Annotated in this window: 14 protein-coding genes; all 14 read right to left on the reverse strand. The window is 65.3% G+C overall.

All coding sequences use genetic code 11. The features are described 5' to 3' along the window. Positions 1-147 precede the first annotated feature (147 nt). The 14 genes from NX784_RS05615 to NX784_RS05680 all read right to left on the reverse strand — a co-directional run bounded on the left by NX784_RS05615 (position 148) and on the right by NX784_RS05680 (position 22,979). Positions 148-720: a hypothetical protein gene (locus NX784_RS05615; RefSeq protein ID WP_258815680.1), complete on the reverse strand. Its 573-nt coding sequence runs from the start codon at positions 718-720 to the stop codon at positions 148-150. Positions 721-741: 21 nt separating this feature from the next. Next, on the reverse strand, positions 742-996 hold the full coding sequence (locus NX784_RS05620) for a hypothetical protein (protein WP_258815681.1): 255 nt from the start codon (positions 994-996) through the stop codon (positions 742-744). Next, positions 993-1,655: a hypothetical protein gene (locus NX784_RS05625; protein ID WP_258815682.1), complete on the reverse strand. Its 663-nt coding sequence runs from the start codon at positions 1,653-1,655 to the stop codon at positions 993-995. The genes NX784_RS05620 and NX784_RS05625 overlap by 4 nt, the downstream gene beginning before the upstream one ends. Positions 1,656-1,663: 8 nt before the next feature. Further along, positions 1,664-1,924 (reverse strand): hypothetical protein, encoded by a 261-nt coding sequence (locus tag NX784_RS05630; protein ID WP_258815683.1) that lies wholly within the window; start codon positions 1,922-1,924, stop codon positions 1,664-1,666. Between the two features lie 514 nt (positions 1,925-2,438). Next, positions 2,439-3,293 (reverse strand): hypothetical protein, encoded by an 855-nt coding sequence (locus tag NX784_RS05635; RefSeq protein ID WP_258815684.1) that lies wholly within the window; start codon positions 3,291-3,293, stop codon positions 2,439-2,441. After that, complete coding sequence (locus NX784_RS05640) at positions 3,290-3,970, reverse strand: hypothetical protein (protein WP_258815685.1); 681 nt, start codon at positions 3,968-3,970, stop codon at positions 3,290-3,292. The genes NX784_RS05635 and NX784_RS05640 overlap by 4 nt, the downstream gene beginning before the upstream one ends. A 20-nt stretch (positions 3,971-3,990) precedes the next feature. After that, positions 3,991-4,845, reverse strand: coding sequence for a hypothetical protein (locus NX784_RS05645; protein ID WP_258815686.1), 855 nt, complete (start codon positions 4,843-4,845; stop codon positions 3,991-3,993). 6 nt (positions 4,846-4,851) lie between these two features. Continuing rightward, entirely contained in the window at positions 4,852-9,888 is a 5,037-nt protein-coding gene (locus NX784_RS05650) for an RHS repeat-associated core domain-containing protein (RefSeq protein WP_258815687.1), read from the reverse strand. Positions 9,889-9,959: 71 nt separating this feature from the next. Beyond that, on the reverse strand, positions 9,960-10,442 hold the full coding sequence (locus NX784_RS05655; protein ID WP_258815688.1) for a hypothetical protein: 483 nt from the start codon (positions 10,440-10,442) through the stop codon (positions 9,960-9,962). Positions 10,443-10,491: 49 nt separating this feature from the next. Continuing rightward, on the reverse strand, positions 10,492-11,436 hold the full coding sequence (locus NX784_RS05660; protein ID WP_258815689.1) for a right-handed parallel beta-helix repeat-containing protein: 945 nt from the start codon (positions 11,434-11,436) through the stop codon (positions 10,492-10,494). A gap of 17 nt (positions 11,437-11,453) precedes the next feature. Continuing rightward, positions 11,454-16,676 (reverse strand): DUF6765 family protein, encoded by a 5,223-nt coding sequence (locus NX784_RS05665; protein ID WP_258815690.1) that lies wholly within the window; start codon positions 16,674-16,676, stop codon positions 11,454-11,456. 51 nt (positions 16,677-16,727) lie between these two features. Next, on the reverse strand, positions 16,728-17,084 hold the full coding sequence (locus NX784_RS05670) for a hypothetical protein (protein ID WP_258815691.1): 357 nt from the start codon (positions 17,082-17,084) through the stop codon (positions 16,728-16,730). Between the two features lie 35 nt (positions 17,085-17,119). Continuing rightward, complete coding sequence (locus NX784_RS05675; protein WP_258815692.1) at positions 17,120-17,767, reverse strand: hypothetical protein; 648 nt, start codon at positions 17,765-17,767, stop codon at positions 17,120-17,122. A 13-nt stretch (positions 17,768-17,780) separates the two neighbouring features. Beyond that, positions 17,781-22,979, reverse strand: coding sequence for an RHS repeat-associated core domain-containing protein (locus tag NX784_RS05680; protein ID WP_258815693.1), 5,199 nt, complete (start codon positions 22,977-22,979; stop codon positions 17,781-17,783). Positions 22,980-23,006: the final 27 nt, after the last annotated feature.

Here is a 23,006-nt window from a genome sequence, read left to right on the forward strand (position 1 = left end):
AAGGCATCCCTGTTCCGAACTGTGCGCAAGCAAAAATCATTATAAGCAGAGTTTTAACAATCGCGATGCACAATTGCTATCGTGTGTGGTAAAGCCGACATCGGTTGTGGACGGGGCGATTTCGTGGCAGAGACGCGCGATTGCGGGCTAACGTTGGCGCTTGCATTGTGCGAGCAGGTGAGGCGATATCGCGGCTTTCTCCTCTGCCGACTTGTCCGCCTCACAGGCCGTCTCGAGCTCGTACGATTCGACCTCGGGATCGAAGTGGATGATCCGGTCCTGCGGTGGGGTGGCCTTCGCCGACGGCACGTAGGCGCCGTGCGCCTTGAAGAACGCATAGACCGCGGCCGCCTTCGACCCGGGCGCCCATTTGTCGAGCGGGCGCAAGGTGTTCTTGCCGGTGTCCCAGGCGAGGATGCGGTAGCCGGGAGACTCGTAGCGCCGCACGTGACGGCTGTACAGGGCGGTGACGATGTAATTGGTGGCGCCGGCCGCGTCATGGATCACGGCCGGTTCCTCGCCGAACAGATAGCGTTCCTGCTCGGCGTCGGCATTGCCGAAACCAAGTTCGTCGGGTTTATTGTCGGGCAGCGTGGCGCCGATGCGCGACCAACCACTGCCTTTGCCCAGGTAGAGCGTATTGATCGTGTCGTCGTCACCGCCTGTCGACATGGGGGCCGATGCATTGACATACCAATCGCACCAGCCGTCGTTGTTCACGTCGATGCGGGCAAAGGCGAATCAGGAATGGATCGATGAACCGTCGATGCGCTCCCAGCCGTTGCCACCGGCGAACTCGTCGTTGCGGGTGACCTGCCGCAACCAGGCGAAATCCGTCCACTTCCTGGCCAGCTTCCCGTATTTCGCCGGCAGTACCGGGCCGTCCGGCATGCGGCACGCGGGAATCTCGGTCGTCAGCCGCATGTCTTCTGCGCGCGTCGTGGCGCAGGCCAGCGCCAGCAGGAGGCAGCTCGTGCGAATGGCGCGGGCGTTCATTGGGCCGGCACCGGTGAGATGCCGGCATCGACGTCGCGCGCCGCGAACTCCAGGGCGCGGATGCGATCGCGTTCGGCCGGCGTCTGCTTGTCGGCCGGCGTGCGCGCTGCCAATTGCGCCGCGAGCGCGCGGTAGAGCTGGCTTCTTCCCTGCTTGACGGGCACCAGCGAATACTGATGGACCATGGTCGGGTCGGTCGTTTTCCACTGGCCGCGCACATAAGCCGTCGGCACGATGCTGCCGATGATGTTGTCGATGTCCGTATCCGGGGCCGTGAGCAGGTACGTCTGGCCGGTGCTCGGCGAGCGGAGGATGTAGGGGACAAGCTCCAGACTGGTTACGAAGGGCACCCATTTGCCGCGGTAGACATGGCGGAAGCTGTGCTCGAGCGTACGCATGCCCGGCGAATCGCTGTCACCGATTCGTTCGACCCACACGTCCATCAGCACGCAGGTGCCGCTGCCGTCCAGGTCGAAGTAGCGACGCCGGACGTTGTATCGTTGTGCGCTTTCCCGGATGGGTGGCGGTGGGGCGACACGGGGTTTCTTGCATGCGTTCGCATCGGCCAGCACGAGGTCGGCGGGGATCGCGTCCGAGGCTTGTGCGGCGCCAGCGCATGCGGCCAGGAGAACAAGGCTGGCTGACAGGTGTTTCGTCATCGGGAATGTCATTGGTCGTCTTGAGCGTTCAAGGATGTTTTGATGCCGGCGCCATCGTGTTCAGCGCGGAGAATGGCTTCGGTGACCCAGGGCGCGCAGACGAAGATTTCGAGCGGATGAGCTGGGTTCGTGACGTCCGGATTCATGAAGTCCTGATTGCTATAGTTTTTCCCGACACAGTAGCTTCGCTGCCAAAACTTCATGACCGTTGCGAATTCGCTGTTGCCGACCTGTTGGGGAGTGTCCGCCTCGCGGTTCCATTTGTACACCTTGTAGGCATCGCCATCCCCCAATACTCGGGGAACGCGCTGGAGAGCCCTGCGAAATACGGCACCGGGTCGTTGCCGGCATAGGCGACCAAGGGCGGTGCCATGCCGGTGGCCCCGTCCGGTATAGCGAGATTGCCTAGTCCTCGCGGATGCTTTTTCCAGTACTGCTTCAGGCGGGCGACGTCTCCAAACGTTCGCGCGTCGCTGGCTGTACCCAGCAGGATCGCGTCGCGCGCACCGTATTCCTGTCCTTGCGTATTCGTCGGATACGGCAATGGCGTAATCCAGTCGCACCAGCCGTCGCCATTCAGATCGATCCTGGTCGAAGGCGTCCCCGCGCTGTCCGCGTGCACGGTGCCCTTGGTTCTCGGGGCAGGGCGCCCCGCACCTTTGCACGCGGCCGGCGGGTGCAGGCTCAGTGTCGACGCATCGAGCGACTGCGCTTGCGCCGGGCCCAGGATAGCGAAGCACGAAAGAAGGATCAGTGCGGTCGTTTTCATCGGCACCCGTGTCGCTAGCGCTTGCACTGGTTCAGCAGATAGGGCGATACCGGATCGTTCGATTCCGGGAACGACCGTTGCGGACTATCGGGATTGCATGCCTGCTCGAGCTCGAACACTTCGATGTCGGGATCGAACCGGAGAATGCGGTCCTCCGCCTTGGTAGCTCTAGCGGAAGGTACATACGCACCATGTTTTTTGAAGAACGCGTAGACCTCAGCGCCTTTCGAGCGTGGTTGCCATTTGTCGAGCAAACGCAGGCTCATCTTATCGGCATCCCAGACGAAAATCCGATAACCTGGTTTGCTGTCGCGTTGCACGTGTCGATTGAAAAACGCAGTGATGAGATAGTTGATGTTGGTGGGGCCATCGTGGACGACGCCCAGCTCCTCCCCAAACAAATAGGGGGCCTGGTTCGCGGTCGTACTGCCGACGCCGAGCTCATCCGGTTCGTCATCCGGCACCTTGGCGCCGATTCTCAGCCACCCATGGTTTTGACCAAGATAGAGCGTATTGATGGAGTCGCGATCGCCACCCGTCGATACAGGCGCGGACGCATTCAGGTACCAATCGCACTGGCCGTCGTTGTTGACATCCAGGCGAAGAAACTCGAGCCAGTCGAACATCGACGAGCCATCGGCGCGTTCCGATCCGTTGCCGCTGATGGCGTCGTCGTTGTGGTTTGCCTTTGCCAACCATCGGTACTGCTTATCCTTTTTCGCCAGTCTTTTGTATTTTTCCGGAATGATGGTCCCTGGCGAGATGGCGCACTTCGGGATCGTGGTGGCCAAACGCATGTCCTGCGCGTGCACCGTGCTCCAGGCCAGCGCCACCACCAGGCAGCTCGCGCGACGGTGGCGCAAGTTCATCGTGCCGACTCTTGGGAGGCGTCCGCGGCCGCGTCGCCCGCCGCGAACTGCAGCGCGCGGATGCGGTTGCGCTCGGCCGGCGTCTGTTTGGCGGCTGGTGTCCGTGCCACCAACTGCGCGGCGAGCGTGCGGTAGATCTGGCTGGCACCCTGGTCGACCGGTACCAGTAAATACGCATGGGCCATGGTCGGGTCGTTCGTATCCCACTGGCCGCGCACGTAAGCGGCCGGCATGACGTTGCCGGCGATGTCGTCGGTCTCAGTGTCCGGAGTGACGACCAGATAAGCCTGACCCGTGCTCGGCGAACGGAGCAGATAGGGGAACAACTGCAGATCGGTTTCGAAGGGTACCCATTTGCCATGGTAGAAGTGCCGGAAGCTGTGCTCGAGCGTACGCGCGCCCCACGAATCGCTGCCGCCTAGCCGTTCGACCCAGAAGTCCATCACGACGCATGTCCCGCTGCCGTCCAGGTCGACGTAGCGGCGCCGGACGTTGTATCGTTTGCCTTCCTCCTTGATGGGCGACGGCCGGGCGATGGCGGGCTTTTTGCAGACCGCCGCATCGGCCAGGGTGAGGTCGGCGGGGACGGCGTCAGGAAGTTGCGTTGCACTCGCGGACATGCAGCCGCTTAGCAGCACGAGTCCGGGAAGTGCACGCGCTATCGCTGCGAAGGTCATACGCTGTCCCGATAATGCACTTAGCGTTTGCATTGCTTCAGGAGGTAGGGCGATACCGGATCGTTCGATTCGGGGAACGACCGTTGCGGACTATCGGGATCGCATGCCTGCTCGAGCTCGAACGCTTCGACGTCGGGATCGAAGGTGAGAATCGTGCCTTCAGCCTTGGTGTCTTTGGTGGAAGGCGAATACGCGCCGTGTCGTTTGAAAAATGCGTACACGTCGGCGGCTTTCGAGCCAGGCTGCCATTTGTCGAGCAAACGCAGGTTTTTTTTGTCCTGGTCCCAGACGAAAATTCGATAGCCCGGCTTGCGGCTGCGTTGGTCGTGGCGGTCGAAAAACGCAGTGACGAGATAATTGGTGTTGCCGGAGGCATCGTGGACGATGCCAGGTTCTTCGCCGAACAGATAGCGCTTCTGGTCCGCAATCGTACTGCCGAAACCGAGTTCATCCGGTTTATCGTCCGGGACGGCTGCACCTATTCTCGACCATCCATTTGGTTGCCCGAGGTAGATCGTGTTGATGGAATCGCTGTCACCGCCCGTTGACAGCGGCGTTGAGGCATTCAGATACCAATCGCACTTGCCGTCGTTGTTGATGTCCAGGCGAAAAAAATCAAGCGTGTCGTACATGGACGAGCCGTCGGCCCGCTCCGACCCATTGCCACTGATTCTGTCATCGTCGACGTTCGTCTTTGCCAGCCATCGGTATCCCTTGTTCTTCGTCGCGAGCTTTTTGTATTTTTCTGGAATGGTTGTCCCCGGGAATGCGCTGCACTTTGGAACTGCAGTGGTCAAGCGCATCGTGTCGGCATGGGCAAGCATATTGGATGACGCCAGTAGTGCAAAATTTAAATAGCAAGTGATCTTTTTCATGTCGAATTAATTTAATTGCAGGGGCTTGAATTCCAGGCCGCCGATACCTTTCCCGTCGGTTCCCTTCTTGACAGTTCTGTTGCCAAAGGTCTCCGTGCATCGCAAAGACTTCCAATCACCTTTGTTCAAGTGATGTGCCGGTGTGCCCAGAAAATTTTTAACGTAATCATATTTGTCGCTGGACGTCAGTTCCTGAAGCGTGCGCTGCCAACGACCGCCATTGTGTGCACGTGCCACCATGGCTGCCAGATATTCTTCGGACGCTGCCGAACTGTACCCCAATGCGGCATTCAGGTTCTTCCGCATCAGAGCATGGCCCATCACGGTGAATTTATCGAAGTCCTTGAATATTCCCATCAAAAAATTCTTCATGCTGGTATCGCTCATGATTGCGCTGGTTACCAATGCTTGTTTCGCGTCGCCAGAAAGATCCGCTCCGGCCGAGTTCCTGGGTGGCTGGGTCTTGATGCGCACCATGTCCGTGTAAGCTCGCTCTCCCAAACCAGTGTCCGCAGTGAACTTCGCCTTTTTCGCGGCCGGCAGGTTGGCCCAAGCTCGATTCGCGTTCGAATAGCTACTCGCGGCGGGCGTGTTCTCCCACCATTCCACCATTTTGTTGCCTCGGGTCTGCGCATCGCGCAGAGGCTGCTTCATCGCCGGAGTCAGACCTAGTTGAGCGGTTTCTTGGGCCGTGAAGGAGTTGTATCCTCCTAGCAGTTCGCCGACTAGCGTACTTCCGATGAATTGCGAGCGCCCAAACGACGGCGTGTAGACGGGCTCGGCAGTTTGCGGTGGCCCGTACGCCAACTGGTCGCGAGGCGAAAAGCATTTCGTCGCGTCGCAGTAGTAACCGATGCCCGGGCAGCCGTCCGCCGAGCAATTGCGGTTGATTCGCGCCGTTTCGTTGACCTCGGCGGCAGCTTCATACTTCGCAACGCGGCGCTGTTCGAGATTGGACGAGGATCCATCGCCACACGCGAGAATGCGTTCCTTGTGCGCGCCGTTCGCCGTCGCATTCGTCACGTCGATATTCGCTTCGCCCGTCGCAAATTTAATCTGTGGTAGCAGGAGCGAGCGCGCCGGACAGGTATTGCCCAGCACTTGGCGGTCGGCAGCGACGTAACTGGCGATGAGCTTCGTCGCATCGTTGTCGTCCATCGTGATGGTGAACTCCGGAATGCTGATCAGATTGCTACCGTAGTGATTGGTAAACATGTCGGCCATGCCGTCGCCCCCGGTCCAGGTAGCGGCAGACTGTCCTGCAGCGAGGAAATTACCGTTCACATCGACCAGCAGGCCGGTACCGTTCCGCGCGTACTCGTTACGTTTTTGGCCGAGCGCGTCGCCACCGATGCCTGCCTGGACGTTATCCACGATGAAGGCCCAGCGCGCGACGGTGTAGCCCTGGTTCGTCCCCAGCGCCGCGCCCTTGGCGCCGCCCACCGTGATCGCGAAATAACGTATCCGCGCCGCCCCGTCGGGATCGAAGAATTCATCGGGCCGCCCGCCCGCATACGCGTACAGGTCCAGCAGCAGCGGGGCGGGCACGCCGCTCGTCGCGTCCGCGATGCCTGCCGGGTCGGGGCTCAGGAAGCGGCCGCTGCCCGGTTCGAAATAGCGGGCGCCGTGGTACGTGAGACCGCTCTCGTCGTCGAAGTACTGGCCGACGTAGCGCAGCGGCTGATGCACGCCCGCGAACGACACGCCGGCAACACGCCGCAGCGGCGGCTCCTGCGCGTTGCGGTCGCGCCAGATCGTCTTGCCGTCCTGCGTCATGTCCGTGACCTTGCCCGCCCGGTCCGTGTGCAGGTGGCGCACCGGCGCGCCGAACAGCCAGCGCCGCAGGGTGCTCCACCACGATCCGTCGCGCAGGTCGAGCTGCGCCAGCGGGCGCCAGCCGAGATAGGCGTACGCGTACTGCATCCGTCCTTGCGCATCCGTTTCGGCGACGAGCTGGTGGTCGTGGTGGAAGAACAGCGTCGCCGCCGCGCGGCCCTGCGCATCCGTCACGATGCGCGCGACGCGCTGGCCCTGCGCGTCGTAGACGTAGTGCGTATTGCCGTCGGCGCGGACCGCGCGCGCCAGGCGTCCGGCCGCGTCCCACGCGAGATGCTGGTCGGCCGTCGCCGTCGTGATCGCGGCGGGGAGGCCGGCGGCGTCGGTGTCGCGGCCGGGCGAGCGGCGATTGAGGCTGCCGTCCCCGATGTCCAGGCTCGCTTCCTGGAACCGCGGCGCGTCCGGCGCTGCCGGGGCGACAGTCACATCGAATGCGTCGACGCTGCCGTCGCCGTGTGCGATACGTCCCGCGAACGGGCCGGTTGGCAAGTCCTTCCAGCCGATGGCGGCGACGACGACGCGGCCCCCGCCCAGTGCGTCCGGCAGCACGCCATGCGTCGCGATGCGCGTCGTGCGGCCTTGCTCGTCGCTGTCTTCGCTCAGCTCGAACGTGGCACCTGCGCCATCGGTGAACGTGCGGGCGACGAGCCGGCCGCGCGCGTCGTAGCGCCAGCCGTGGCGCAGCGTCACCGGTTTCGCCAGCGCGGCCGCGATGCGTGTGGACGGCGTGATTGTCAGCGTTTGCGCGACGAGGCGGCCTTGTGGATCGAACTCGTTGCGGGTGACGCGGGTGCCGTCGGCATCCGCGATGTCCAGCTCGCGCGGCAGCGAACCCGTGTAGCGGTAGGTGACGGTCTGCTCCGCGGCGCTCGCGCCGGGCGCGTAGCGGACGAGCTTCAGCAGGCGTCCGCCCGCATCCCATTCCGCGTGCTGGCGCGCGCCGCGCGGGTCGATGCCGTCGACGATGCGTCCCGCCGCGTCGTGTTGCGCGACCTGCCAACCCTGGTCGGGATTGCGGATTGCGACGACGCGTCCGAAGTCGTCGAGCAGGCGCTCGGCGCGCGCGCTGCCGGCGGTGATGGCGAGCAGCGATGCCTGCGCCGCCGTGCCGGGCGCGCCCCAGTCCGTGCGCACGGCAACAGCGCCGCCCGCGTCATGCCAGGCGACGGGGCGGCTCTCGGGATCGCGGTCGACCGCGATGCCGGTCAGCACCGCATCGAGTGCCGGCTGAATGTCGGGCGCCGACACGCCATCCGCGTCGAGTGGCCGGCCGTTCACGTCGTAGCGATGGCGCACGGGCGACGTGCCGGCGATCTCGACCTGCTCCGGCTGTCCGCGCCAGTTCAATGAGAGCGTCACGGTGCGCACGCGGTCGCCGTCGCTGATGCGCACGACGCGGGGGCGCAGCGCGGCATCCCGTTGCAGCACTTCTTCCATGCGATTGCCGGGGTGGACGATGCGCACGGGGAGCTTCGTGACCGGATCGAAATCGATCCGCGTGATGTCGCTGTTGGACGCCGTCGCGCCGAGCGAAGCGTTGGCCAGCGGACCGTCGATCCGGGCTACTTCGCCGTTGGCAGCGTAGCGATAGTCCACCGTGCGGGTGATGGTCGCGGCGGGACGGTGCGGGTCCGTCGACGGCACGAAGCCGTCTTCGCGGACCGACATCGGCTTGCCCGCGGCCGCACCCGTTTCGGCATAGGTGATGGTGACGATGGCCTGCTTGCCCGCGACGACGCTGGGCCGCAGCACGCGCGCCGGCTGCGTCGCCGCGCCCGCGTACTCGTAGCGCGTCTGCCATTGCGGCGCGCCGGGGCGGCCGCCTTCGTAGTCGATGCGGCTCACCGACGCGGGTCGTCCGCGCGCGTCGAAGTCCGTGCGCATGCCGGCCAGCGGCGTGCCGGCGGCGTCGAGCGTCGTCGTCTCGACCAGCCTGCCCTGCGCATCGTAGCGATAGCGGACGTTCGACGGGCCGCAATTGGCGCAGCCGGGGCCACGAACTTCCAGCAACCGGTATTCGCCCGCGATGACGGCGTGACGGAATACGGTGGCCTGCCCGCGTTCGTTGGTGACGGTCGTTTGTCCGGCCTCGGCGAAATCGAGCGTGACCTGGTCGATGCCCGTGCCCGCGACGAGCCGCGCCGGACGCAGGATCGCGCCGTGCGCGTCGCGCGCGAGCGTGGCGGGCCGCCCGCGCACGGACAGGCTGCCCTTGCCGTTGGCATCGTAGCCGTACGTCGAGACGCGCTGCCACGCCAGATGGTGGCTCGCGTCCGTGGCCAGCTCGCTGATCCCCGTCAGCAGCGTGGGAAAGCGCGCGTCCTCGTAATGGTAGTAGCGGCTCCCGGTAGGCATGTCGACGCGGACGAGGTTCGCCAGCAGCAGCTGCTTGTCGATCTGCGCCCCTTTCGGCATCGGGCTGCCGTAGTGATACGTGAACTTGCCGACCGGGCTCGTGATCGCTTGCACGCCGCGGAACGCATCGCCTGCGCGGGCGCTAGCCTTGTCGAGATAGGTCAGGTTCAGGCTGCGGCCCTGCGGATCGGTGACCTTCACGAGCAGGCCCGCGCTGTCGTGCTGCAGGCTGACGAACTGTCCGCCCGGCGCGAGGATCTGCGTCAGGTGCCCGCGCGTGTCGAAGCGCAGTTCGCGCCCGTTCGTCCAGCGCCACACATACTCGTCGCCATGCGCGCCCTTGACGATGTCGATCGTGCCGTGGGCCGGATCCGCGCTGGCGCACTGGCTCGGGTCGCGCGGATCGCGGCTGAAGATGATGCGCGTGCCGTCCGCCTGCACGACCTGCAAGGTGCGCCCGGTGGCATACAGGTCGGTCTCGTACGACAGCTTCCAGCCGCGCCCCACGAGGTTCGTCGACGCGCCGGGGCGGCTGGACGTGCTGTTGTAGTGCCGGACGATCTCGAGGCCCAGCGTGCCGGGCAGCGGCGCCATGTCCACTTCGCGCTGGTACTTGTTGCCGTTGATGACGTTGATCGGATTGCCCGCGCCGACGTTGACGCCGGTGCCGCTGCCCAGCGTGGCCGGCCCCGCGCCGCCGCACGTCGCGCCGCCGTTGCCCGGGCCGCAGGTGCCGGGTGGCGTCGGTGGCGTGGTCGGCGGCGTCCCCGGTGCGCAGCTGCTGTTGGGCGGGCAGGCCGGGGGCTGCGACGGGAACAGCGGCAGGTCTGCACGGGCGGGACTTGCCATCATCAGGCATGCGAGCACACAGGACAGGGAGGCCAAGCGGGACCATCGGCTGGGCATGAGAACTTCCTTTCTAGTTACCTTGTGGAGGACGTGGGCTGCCGGACTATGCGCAGCACGTACCACACGTTTGCGATGACGAACGGGGCGAACACGAACAGCGCCGTGCCCGGCTGCGCGGCGAGCCGGATGAACTGGTCCCTCGTGTCGACGATCAGGTCGGGGGAGCGGTGCAGATAAAACGGCGTCGTCACCAGCGCCGCGAATCCGTAATGCAGCGCCAGCAAAACGAGGCCCACGCGCCGTCGCCGCGCCAGCGCCGTGTACGCGTACGTGCAGTACAACGCCATCGCGACCAGCGGCGACAGCGCTGCCGCGAACGGCGCGTAGCTGAAGAACAGTGCGCCCACCAGTGCGTTCCCGATGTTGTAGTGGCCTTGCGCGTGCGATGGCGCCGGGATGGCCATGTCGGCCACGAACAGATAGAGCGCGAACGCGGCGCCGGACGATGCGGCAAGCGCTGTGGTGCGGGACGGGCTTGGCGTCGATCGTGCCGTCATAGGTCTTGTGCCGGATCTGCGCCAACGGGTGCCTGCGGGCGGTATGACGTCATCTGCTTTTCTCCCGGTCGTCCACGATCGAGAAATCGCTCTTGTCGTCCCACGCCTTGACGAGGGTCTTGATGCCACGCAGCCGGTTGTTCTCGATCACGACGCCTTTGCTGTCGACCAGCGCGATCGCCGCGGCGGGCGCCTTGCCGAACATCGGGGCGTCGATCACGATGTCGTTGTTGCGAATGATCGTCCCGTCGGCCTGGTGCAGCTTGATGGCGGCTGCGCTTTCGAATGCGGATTGGCCGCGGAAGATGATCGTGTTGTTCTCGATGACGTTGCCCGGGCCGAAAAGATAAATCGCTGCGTGGCCATCCGTGATCTCGATGGTGCTGTTGCGGATGATGTTGTGGCTGCCCTTCATGCCGATGCCGACTGGTCCCCCGACTCCGGACCCGCCCCCGGTGTTCGCGCGCACCTTCATCTTGTCGATGACGTGCTCGGTCAGCGGGTACTGGTCGACCGTAAAGCGCTTCAACTTGGCAACTGCAAAATCGGCAAGCTCCACATCGCCTTGATACATGGTCAGGAAATCCGACAGTAGACTGCCCTCAGAAAATGCGAAGCGGATCGCGCCGTCGGTACGCGCCGCGACTGTCCCGTCGTGTATCGAGATATGCGCAGCAGGGCGTCCTTGTGCATCCAGCGGAAACAGACGAATGCCGCTCATGTCACTGGTGTTCGCAATGATGGAATGCCCCTGCAAGTCGACGTCGGCATTTGATGCCGTGATGTCAAGCACGGGCTGGTCGCTGCCGTGGAGCTCCCCATCGATGCCGTACTGGCGCGGGCTCTCGATATTCTCGGCGAGGCAGTATTTTCCTGGCGTGCCGATGGGTTGGGCCATCGTCAGGTTGATTGCTCCCGGCGGGATTTTCCTGATCTCCCGACAGTCGTCCGAAGCTTGTGCGTGACCGAGGACGCTGCCGAGCAGCCAGATCACGGTGAGTTTGCAACGTCTCACCTTGGACAGGCCGTCGCCGGAAGAATAGTCCCGGGGTAATCTTCTTGCCTGAGACGGTTGCCGTTTTGATCGCATAAGTTGTTTTCCCTGTTCGTGTTACCAATACTTGCACTGTACTGATCCAGGCCTCCAGCGCGCAGGTCGATCTCGCGCGTATTGCCGTTCGCATCGTGTGCTGTGTATTGCCACTGGCTCAGCGTACTGGTGAGCAACGCGAGTTTTCTTCGGAAGTGGTGTTCGTCGCCCTCGTGTTCTGTGATCGCGTTGAATTGTCTGACTTTCTCCTCGACTTTAGCCCAGGTCTGGGCGGTGCCGGAATGCGGCAACGCGCTGAGTTTCTCGAACACTTCCTTTTCCATTTCCAGCGTCCTGTCCGATCGCACAAGCCATAGCCGCGATCTGACGATCGGGTCGTTGCCGGCGTAAACGTCGTCATAGGTGTAATCGGGGTCGGAGCCGGACAGTCCGTGCCCGAAACCGTTGTTGACGCCGTACGGCACGTTGTTCTGGTTCCGGTGCGAGAACGTGTCCTCGAACGCGTGCAGGTACTCGCCGAAAAACTGGAGTTTCGCGCATTGCGTGGGCGCGTTTTCGGAGGCGGCGAACAACTGGTCGAGTTGCGTGCTCTGGTGATGGGTGACGTCGGTGTCACCGCTGAAGACCGCCCGGCCATTGGGCTGCTGTTCCCAGAGGACGAAGTGATACCGTGCCAACTGGTTCTGGTTCCAAAAAGGACTGAGCATCTTGGTCAGTACATTACTTTCATCCAGCGGCCTGGTGACCGGATTATTGTCGACATACTGCGTCGCCAGCGCGATGGTGCGGGCATCCGCATAATCGATACCCGCGGCCATCGCCAGGAAAAAGGTCATGTAGTAATGGATGTCGCTCTGGTACAGGCCCAGCGGGTCGACGTTGGTCAGCGGATTGTCGCCCACGTACAGGTACGGATTGATACCGCCAGCCAGCCCCATCGGGTCCGGCGTCGTGTACCGCCCCAGCGCCGGATCGAAGTCGCGGAAGTAGTTTTGGTGCAGGCCCGTCTCGGCATCGTAGACCTGGCCGGGCAGGCGCAGGTTCATCTCGAATGCGTTGCCGACGTCCGCACGCGCGCTCGCGTGCACGATGCGCGCCTGTCCGAACGGCGAGATCCGGGCCTGCCAGACGATGGCCTGGGCGGCGTCCGTGACGGCTTGCGGTACACCCAGATGGTCGGTGTGGATGGCATAGATCGTGGCCGTGCTGGCGCCGGTGGGTGGCCGGTCCGAGGTCGTGCGGCCGATGGCGCGTACCCATTGCCACAGCGCGCTCAGGAACGAGTCGTCCGGTACCATGTCGATCCTCGCGACGGGCTTGCCGTCGAGGTAGACATAGTGGGCCGTGATGCGGCCGGTGCCGTCCGCTTCGGCGGCAAGGCGCTGGTCGCGGTAGAGGCTATAGGTCGTGGTTGCGCGGCGCCCGTCCACGAGGGACGTGCGCACCAGCCCGCTGGCAGGGACGGTCGAACCGTACACGGTTTTCGCCACCCGCTGGCCCTGCGCGTCGTACACATAGGCCGCTCGCAGGCGGCCATCGGCGTCGTACACCGCGGTCGGACGGTGCGCGCCGTCGTAGACGATGCGGCGCGTCGCCTCAGGCGAAGAAAATCCGATGCGCGCGAACGGCGCGCCGCCGGCCCGGTAAAACCACGCGCTGTCGAATAATTGGCCCACGCTCGCGACGCGGTTTGCGGCCTGGCCAGCGACAGAGTCCAGGCCGGGACGCGTCAGTCCGACCAGGCGGTTGCTGCCCGGCGCGTACAGGTAATGGCGGGTGCCGGTGGCGGCAGACGGCACGTTGGCAACCGTCCGCACCGGCACAGCCTGAACGGTTTCCGCCGTACGGTTGCCGCCCTTGTCGTAGGCGTAGCGGACGGCCGTGCCGTCGCTCGCACCCGCGCCCGTCAGGCGGTCCAGGGCATCGTATTCATAGGTTTCCGAGACGCGCCGCAGCGGCAGCGTTCCGGCCTGCCCCAGTGTGCGCGCGATATCCACGAGGCGTCCGGCCTCGTCGTAGCGGTTGTCCTGAGCATAGACGGTGCGCGTGCCCTGGGTGGTGCCGCCGCCGAACCAGCCACGCATGCGCGCCAGCCAGCCGGGCGTGGGCGCGCCGGCGACTGCGCGCACGGCCGTGATCCGCCCGCGTGCATCGCGTTCGATTTGCTGGCGGACGCCGTTGGCGGTCGCGAACGCGTTCACGCCGGCAGGACCCTGCACGATGCCGTCGACGACCGGCGTGTCGTCGAACAGCACCGTCTGCAGGGCTCCCTTCGCACCGTACCGGTACGTCAAACGGTGGCCGTCGGACAGCAATTGCGTGACGAGCCGCCCGGCTGCGTCGTAGCTGTTCGTGGTCGTGAACGTCAGACCTGTCCTGTCGCCCCGTACGTCCGCGCGTGCGAGCCAGCGCTTTTCCTCAAGCACGTGGCCGAATGCGTCGTAGCGATAGCTGGTGCGCTCCGTCGCATGCGATGCGTCGCCGTCGGGCGTTGCGAGGACTTCCATCAGCCGGCGGCCGACATAGCGATAGCGCGTGAGTTCCGGCGCGGCCGCGGTGCCGACGGCCACCACGTGGTGCTGCAGGTCGTAGCGGTAGCGCGCCTCGTTGCCGCGTCCATCGTACCGTGCCACCACCTGGCCGGACGCATCGTACTGGAACACGGTCACGCCGCGGTCCGGATTCGCCTCCACGACGAGCCGCCCGAAGTCGTCGAAGCGGCGTACCGTCTTCACGCCGTTGGCATCGGTCAGCTTGATCTGGTGGCCATGTACGTCATGGTCGAAGCTGACGGTGGCCTCGTCCGGCGTGCCCGGTGCGCTCGTCCGGCTCGCGAGCATACCGTCCGCGGCATAGTCGAACCGCGTGGCGACGCCGATGGCATTGACGACTTCGGCCACCGCGCCATCCGCGGTGTACGTCGCGTGCGTGACGGCGCCGAGATCGTCGCCGATGCCGGTCATGCGGCCGGCGGCGTCGAACTGATAGCGTGCGGTGCCGAGGCGGCGGTTGTCCGCATCCTGCAGCGTCGCGGCCGTGCGCCTTCCTTCGGTGTCGTAGGCCGTAGCGACCGTACTGCCGTCCGCGAGCGTCCTGCCCGTCGGGCGGCCCGCGGCGTCGTAGGTGAACCGGGTCGTCAGGTCGCCCGGTTCGGTCGAGGCCACGAGTTTCCCGTTCAGGTCATGCACGTAACGCACGGTTTGCGACAGCGCCGGACCGCCATCGGCCGGGGTGCTGTCGATGCGTACCTCCTCGGGCTGCCCGCGCCAGTTGTAGCGCACGCGGACGGTCTGCACGGCCGAGGCGTCGGTCGTCCTCGTGACGGTCGGCCGCAGCGCGGCGTCCCGTTCGAGCACCTCCATGGTCACGCCGCCCGGCGCATCGACGCGCACCGGCAGCTTTGTCCGCGCATCGTGGCGCACCCGCGTGATGTCGCTGTTCTGCGGCCCCGGATCGTTCGCCGCATTCGGCAGCGGACCGTCGATCTCCACGCGCTGGCCGTAGCCGTCGTAGCGATAGCGCAGCGTGCGCGCGATCGTGCCGGCCGCGCCCGTGCCTTCCAGCGTCGGCAGATAGCCTTGTTCCGTGATCTCGGCCGGCAGCCCGGCCAGCGCGCCACCGCCGGCGTACCGGAACGCCGTGACGTAGAAGCGTCCCGGCACGACGCTCGGGCGGACGATCAGCGCGGGGTACACGCCGTCGCCGTCGTATTCGTAGCGCAGCTTCAGGCGCGCGGGCAGGGCTTTGCCGTGCGCGTAGGCCAGCGTGCTGACGGACGCCAGGCGCCCGCGGCGGTCGTATTGCTGGTGTTCGGCCGACAGCGGCTCGCCCGCCGCGGACAGGCGCGTCGTCGTCTCGAGGCGCGCCAGGTTGTCGTAGGTGTAGCGGACATTCGTCTCGCCGCAGGCCGAGCAGCCCGCGCCGCGCACCTCGAGCAGGCGGTATTCGCCGGCCAGCACGGCGTGGCGGTACAGCGTCTTCTGGCCAAGGCTGTTGGTCACAATGGTCTGCCCCGCCCCGAATTCGAGCGTGACCTGGCCGATGCCCGTGCCGGGGACGAGCCGCGCAGGCTGCAGTGGCTTGCCGTCCTTGCCCAGCGCCAGGCGGGCCGGCCGGCCGCGCACGGACACGTTGGCCTTGCCGTCGTGGTCGTACGCGTACGTGCTGACGCGCTGCCACGCGGGCTTGCCGTCCGCGCCCGTGACCAGTTCACTGATCCCGGTGAGGAACGTGGGGAACTCGGCCTGCTCGTAGTGATACGTGCGCGCACCAGCCGGCATCTCGACCTTGACGAGGTTGGCCAGCAGCAGGCGCTTGTCGATGTCGGCGCCGGCCGGCTTCGGGCTGCCGTAGCGGTAGACGAAGCGTCCGACCGGGCTCACGATGCTCTGCACGCCGCGGAAAGCGTCCTGCGCGCGCGCCTGTTCCTTGTCCGGATACACCAGGTCGAGGCTGCGGCCCTGCGGATCGGTCACGCGGGTCAGCAAGCCCGAGGGGCTGTAGCGCAGGCTGACGAACTGCCCGCCCGGCGCGAGGATCTGCGTCAGGTGGCCCTTGCTGTCGAACGTCAGCTCGCGCCCATTGGTCCAGCGCCAGACGTATTCGTCGCCGCGCGCCGTCTTGACGATGCTGACCGTGCCGTTGGCCGGATCGGCGCTCGCGCACAGGCTCGCATCGCGCGGGTCGCGGTTGAAGATGATGCGCGTGCCGTCCGCCTCGATGATTTGCAAGGTGCGGCCGACGGCATACAGCTCGGTCTCGTACGACAGCTTCCAGCCGCGACCGATCAGATTCGTCGACGCGCCAGGGCGGCTGAACGCGCTGTTGTAGTACCGGACGATCTCCAGGCCCAGCGTGCCGGGCAGCGGTGCCATGTCGACTTCGCGCTGGTACTTGTTGCCGTTGATGACGTTGATTGGATTGCCGGCGCCGATGTTGATGCCGCTGCCGTTGCCGTTCGTCGCCGGTCCGCCGCCGCCGCACGTCGAGCCCGCGTGGCCGGGGCCGCAGGTGCCCGGCGGGGTCGGTGGCGTGGTGGGCGGCGTGCCCGGTGCGCAGCTGCTGTTGGGCGGGCAGGGTTGGGGCGGGAACAGCGGCAGGTCGGCGTGGGCGACACTCATCATGCCCATCAGCAGGGCGACAACGGCGGGCAGGGCGGTCAGGCGGAGCGAGCGGCTTTGCATGGGTTTTTTCTTCAGCTGCTGGAAAAGCACGTGCGGATGTGTGATGTGCCGTTACAGGCACTTCGCAACGCCATTGAGGCGAGACAGCTCCTGGTGTTTGTCGACGATCTCGCGAAACGATGCCGGCCGTTCGGCGAGCGATTTCCACGTCCTGTTCAGGAGTTCGGTGCAGAATTCAGCCGACAAAGGCGCCTCTTTGGTGAGGCAGGTTTTGGCAGCATCCACCTGGCGCGACAATTCCGGAACGCCCGACATCATGGCGCCGAGCGGGGTCGTCGCCAGCGCCGGGTGTTGCCTGACGCAGATGACGGATACGGGCGGCATCAGAATGGCGTCTTCCTCCGCGGCCAAAGCGGGGACGAGCGCGCACAGTCCTATGAGGCCGAGCATGATGTGGGGGTATTGCATTCGGATTCTTTTGTTGTGGGTGTCTTGTCGGATCGTCATCGGTTCACGCGTCCAGGTGCCGTCGTTCCCGCCGGAGGGATACGTTCCCAGCCGGGTTCCACGACTTTGCCGTTAAAAATTTGGTCTTCGCGGAAGTCGCCGCCAACCATGTAGTAATGCATGCCGCTGTCGCCGTCACCCGGCTTCCAGCCTTCTACCGACACGTATTTTTCGACATCCCAGCCGACGAGCACGGAGCCGTCGACCACGCGGATTTTCAGCCGCAGCGAGCCTCCGTTTTTGCGCATGTAGTCGAAGACCGCCTGCGGGATGCGCTCGGCCACCGTGGCCGTGTAATCGCCCATGAGGGTTCCGCCCTCCCAGGCGCCCTCGCGGGTGAGGCGATAGTTACCCGTGCGCCAGGTGGCACGGATGAAACGAGGAATGCGCCTTGGACCGCCATGGTCATTTTGAACAATCCTCTTGTTTAACCGCGATGCGGCGGCGATGGCATCACCGTATTCGTTGTAGATCGTGACCCCGGTTTTTTCAGGATTGGCGTCGAGCATGAGCGAGCTGAATCCGGGTAGTCGGTCAGCTGCCTGATCGTTGCTGGCCGGAGGTGCCGCGCAAGCGCTCAGCAGGGGAAGACTGAACAGGCCAAGCAAGCGGAACATCGACCGCAGTGGTCCGTGTATTTTCATCGTAAACATCCTGTCATTGAACGGTCAGATTGATTCGATAACCGTTTTGGTTCAACCATGCAAGGTAAGCCCGCATATCGACACTACCGGTAACAAAGTCAGGCCGCGGATTGCGCACCTGATTCCCGTCGGCGTCCGTCGTGCCGGGCAGGTAAGAAATGAACTGCGTCGTATCGGAGAAGTGCATCTTGATGTCGCCGCCCATATTGCGTTGTGTCGTCGTCGTGCCATCCCGATAGCGCACCTGCCGGTCTTCCTCGTACGCCGCAGGCGCGCCCGTCGGGGTGTACTGGTTGTCGCTCTTGTCGTGCAGTACGGGGTTCGCCGATATCGTACCTGCGGTAGCGTGGATCGGAACGCCAGCATTGACGGCCTGGCCGATCATCCAATCGAGAGCGACATTGGCCAGATCATTTTGACCGGTCGCGAAACCGCCGCCGATATCGGCATGCGAGCCGATGAAACCGCGCTCGATGCGGGTCGTGTTTGCCGGCGTCGGGCGCCCGGCGATCGATTCCAGCGGAAAGGCGCCAAACGAATGCGGCAGGGCACGCAGCGCCGATCCGCGATATTCGTTCAGGGCCACCGCCTGTGCGACGTAGGAAAACTGATCCGGTATGCCAAGTTGGTAGGCGGGACCGGAGCCCCAATCCGTGCTGAGCACGGTATCCCACAAGCCCATGAAGCGAAATCCCACGCGCTGGCATCGGGTGACCGTCGTACCGTTTTCGGTTGCCGAATAGCGGTACCAGCCAGTGTTGGTGTTCGCCACGATCCGGTTGGCAAAATCCCTGGCTTCGGCCGCGCCTCGGCTGAAGCCGATGATGTCCACCATCATCGTATCGTTGTCGTCCGCAGAGTCGGCTTCGAGGTTGAAGTACTGCTGCATCCGCTCGATCCGGGCCCGCCCGGAATAATTGGCCCCCATATCGCCCAGTTCTGCCGTCAAAGGTATGTACCAGGGCACGTAGTCCGACGGATTGATGTCGGGGAATCCATCTGCGTGGTCGACCGTACCGACGCCGGAGACATAGCGCTTTCGGTCCTCATACGCGCTTTCGAACATCGCCACATTCGAGAGCGAACTGCCATGTTGCCGTAGCCATTCAGTGTCTCGTGTATTCCCCGTCCCATCGAACGCAAACAGAACCAGCCCTTCCGGATCCACATTCTTGAGCGGATTGCTGTCGACATAGGCATAGGCATTCGCGGCCGCATGAAGCCCCAGCGGATCCGGGCTCAGATAGCGGCCCGTACGCGGGTCGTAATAGCGGTGGTCGTTGTAGTACAGGCCCGTCTCGTCGTCCTGGTACTGGCCGGGCAGCCGCAGCGGCTGCCGGAATGCCGTGCGCACGCCGTCGTCCGGCAGCAGGCTGCCGAAGGCGGCGTAACGTGCTTTCCAGACCAGTTTGCCGGCCGCATCGGTCGCCGCTTCCGGTGCGCCGAGGTGATTCGTGTGGAGGTAAGTCACGCGCTGGCGCGCGCGCCCGAACCACGCGCCCGCGGCCGTTGCGACGTCGTGCAGCGCCTGCGCGAACGCGGAAGCAGGCGGCGACGCAGACGCAGCGCCATCGTCGCTGTCGATGACCGCGACGGGCCGGCCCGCCAGATACACGTATTCGCGCATCACCCGGCCCGCCGCGTCCAGCTCGGCGGTCACCTTGCGTCCGCTGTAGAGGTAGTAGGTAGCGCCGCCGCGCACCGTCTTGCCGACCCGTTCGCCGCGGTGGTTGTAGCGGTAGGTCGCCAACACCTGGCCACCGTCGCGTACGCCGGCCAGCCTGCCGGCGGCATCCCAATCGTAGGCGCGATCGCCGACGGCACGCGGCTGGCCGCTCGCGTCGTAGCGGGCGGCGCCTGTGTCGTCGGACTGCCCAAGCCAGCGGTTGCTGCGCGGCGCATAGGCCGTCCGCAGCGTTGCGCCTTCCTGGCCGAGGACACGGTTGCCACTATTGTCGTAGAAGTAGCGGGTGTCCGAGCCGTCGTCGAGCGCCGTCTTGCGCAAGCCGTCGCGCAGGTCGCGGCGCGATTCGACGATCAACCGGTCGTGCGCATCGTACGCCTGGTCACGCACGCCGGCCGCATCGGCCAGGCGCAGCAGGTTGCCTTGCACGTCCCACAGATAGCGGTAGTCGAGCACCGCCAGCTTGTCGAACGGGATCGCCAGCGGCGTCGCCGTGTGTTCGACAGTTGCGGCGTGCGCGGGCGCGATACCCAGCAACAGCGCCAGGCTCGCGTTGGCGGCCGTGGACGGGCTGTGCGTGCCGGCCGCCGGCCGGTACACGACGCGCGCCAACGCACCGGCCGCACTGCGCTGGTAACGGGCCTGGATGCCGTTGCCGTAGTCGAACGCGCTGACGTCAACCTGGTCGCGCCGGATGTCCTGGACGAGCGGCTCGGCGGGCAGGAGCCAGCGCAGCCACGGCGTCAGGATGCGCTGCCGTTCCAGGGCGACGACCTGGTTCAGCCCATCGCGGCGTACCTGCAGCAGGCTGCCGTCGGCCAGCGAGACGCTGCTCGGCTGGCCCGCGGCATCGTACTGATAGCGGGTGGTGTTGACGATCGGCGCGGCGCCTTCACGCTGCAGCGTCACCGTCTTCGCGAGCAGGCGGCCCTCGGGGTCGTACGTATAACGTTCGCTTTGCACCGGATGGTCGACCGCGACCAGCAGCCTGCTCGCATACGTCCACGTGGTGACGAGGGGGCGTCCGCCGTCCTTGCCGGTCACGCTCTGGCGTACGATACGTCCCGCCGCGTCGTACCGGTATTCGGTCACGTTGCCGAGTGCGTCGGTGGCGGCGACGAGGCGGTTCGCTTCGTCATAGCGGCGCGTGGTCACGCCGCTGTCCGGGCTGTCGATCGCCAGCACGCGGCCGAAGTCGTCGGTGACGTACCGGGTCTGCGCGCCGTTGGCAGCGATCACCGCCGTCGTCTGGCCGAGCTCGTCGCGTTCGATGTCCGTTGCCTGTGCCTGCCACGTGTTGGCCGCGTCGATCACCTCGGCCAGCTGTCCCGACGCGTCGTAGCGATAGCGTTGCGCACGGCCCAGCGCATCGATGCGGGCTTCGACCCGGTCCGCCGCGTTCCAGGCGATGCGCACCGTGCCGCCGTCGACGTCGTGTATGCTCGTCGGCCGGTTGGCGTCGTCGTACGTGATGCGACGCACGCGCGCCTCCGCGCCCGCGCGCAGGCTGCTCTCGCGCAGGCGGCCTTCGGTGTCGAATAGCTGCTGGCGCAGTTGGCCGGTCGACGTCACGCTCCACGCGTTCAAGCCGCCCAGGTCCGCGCCGTTGCGGCGCAACGCCATATACTTGCCGTCACGGGTGTATCCCGTTTCCGCGATCCGGTCGAGCGCGTCGTAGCGTGTCTGCCAGACGACGTCGCCCGTCGCCACGGTGCTGCGCCGGCCGCGTGCATCGTAGCCATACCGCGTGACGGCACCGCCGTCGCCGCTCACCTGCGCGATGCGCCACTGCGCGTCGTAGTCGATCCGGCTGTGCGCGCCGCCCGGAACGGTCAGCGCGACCGGGGCGTTGCCCTTGGCATCCCATTCGATGTCCGTGACGTCGGAATCGGCCGGTGTCCCGCTCTTGCCGTTGGCGAGCGGCCCGTCGATGCGGGACAACAGGCTGCGGCCGTTGATCGTCCGGTAGACGTAGCGCGTCGTGCGCGTGATCGACACCGGCTTGCCGCCTGCGTCCGGTGCCCAGCCGCTTTCGCTGATGCTGAGCGGCTGCGCCGCGGCGTTGTATTCGATCCGGACCAGCGCTTGCTTGCCCTTCACGACACTCGGCCGGACGATTAGCGTCGGGGTGTCGAACCGGCCGTACTCGTAGCGCGTCACCAACTCGGTTCGACCGGGCCTGCCGTCGACGTAGGCGATCTGCCGGATCGCCAGCGGCCGGCTGCGCGCATCCAGTTCCGTACGCAGCGCCCGCAGCGGCCGGCCATCGCGATCCAGCTTGACGGTCTGGATCAGGCGGCCCACCGCGTCGTAGTCGTAGCGCAGATTGGTTTCCCCGCATTGGCCGCAACCAGGGCCGCGTATCTCGAGCAGGCGGTACTGGCCCGCCAGTACGGCATGGCGATAGACGGTCTTCTGGCCCAGGCTGTTCGTCAGCGTGGTCCGGCCCCCTACGCTGAAGTCGAGGTCGACTTTCTGGCTGTTGCCGGCGTGGCTGGTCGAGATGGCCTTGCCATCGGCATCATAACGATAGGTCGCGTAGCGTTCGGCGCGATTCTGCTCCTTGAGCACGCTGATGCCGGTCAGGTAGGTCGGCCGGAGCGCGTCTTCGTAATGGTAATCGCGTCCGCCGGTACCGTTCGGATAGCGCACACCGACGAGGTTGGCCAGCAGGTCGCGCGCGCCAGCCGACGTGCCGCGAGGTGGCGCGCTGCCGTGCAGGTAAGTGAAGCGCCCAAGAGGGCTGTCGATCGATGCCACGCCGGCAAACGCGGTGCCCGTCCGGCCGCGGTAGTTCAGGCGCAGGCTGCGGCCCTGCGGATCGGTCACGCTCAGCAGCAGCCCGTTCGGGTCGTAGCGCAGCGTGACGAACTCGCCGCCCGGGCTCAGGATCTGTACGAGCTTGCCCTTCGTGTCGAAACTGAGCTTGCGGCCATCGGCCATGGTCCAGAGATACTCGTCGTCACGGCCCCGCGTGACGATTTCGATGGTGCCGTCCGCGGGATCGCCGCTGGCGCACAGGCTCGGATGGCGCGCATCGCGGCTGAAGATGATGCGCGTGCCGTCGGCCTGGATGACTTGCAGCGTCGTGGCCGTCGCATACAGCTCGGTTTCGTAGGAGAGCTTCCAGCCGCGCCCGACCAGATTGGTCGAGTTGTTGCGGCCACTGAACACGCTGTTGTAGTGACGTACGATCTCGAGCCCGAGCACGCCCGGCAGCGCCGGCATGTCGACTTCGCGCTGGTACTTGTTGCCGTTGATGATGTTGATGGGATTGCCGGCGCCGACGTTGATACCTGTCGTGCCACCGCCGGACGCGGGACCACCTGAGCCGCACGTGTTGCCGCCCGGGCCGGGGCCGCAAGTGCCGGGTGTCGTCGGCGGCGTCGTGGGAACACAGCTGGTGTTGGGCGGACAGGCCGGCGGCAGCGGAAACCCCGGAATGGTCTGGGCGCCGGCCGGTACCGCCAGCGGCGCCAGCATCAGCGCGGCCCGCAGCATCGATGTCGTCAACGGTCGAAATAACATGGATGTCGTCGGTTTCAAGTTAAAAAT

Origin of the sequence: Massilia pinisoli, from assembly GCF_024753285.1 — a bacterium.
GTDB lineage: Bacteria > Pseudomonadota > Gammaproteobacteria > Burkholderiales > Burkholderiaceae_D > Telluria > Telluria pinisoli.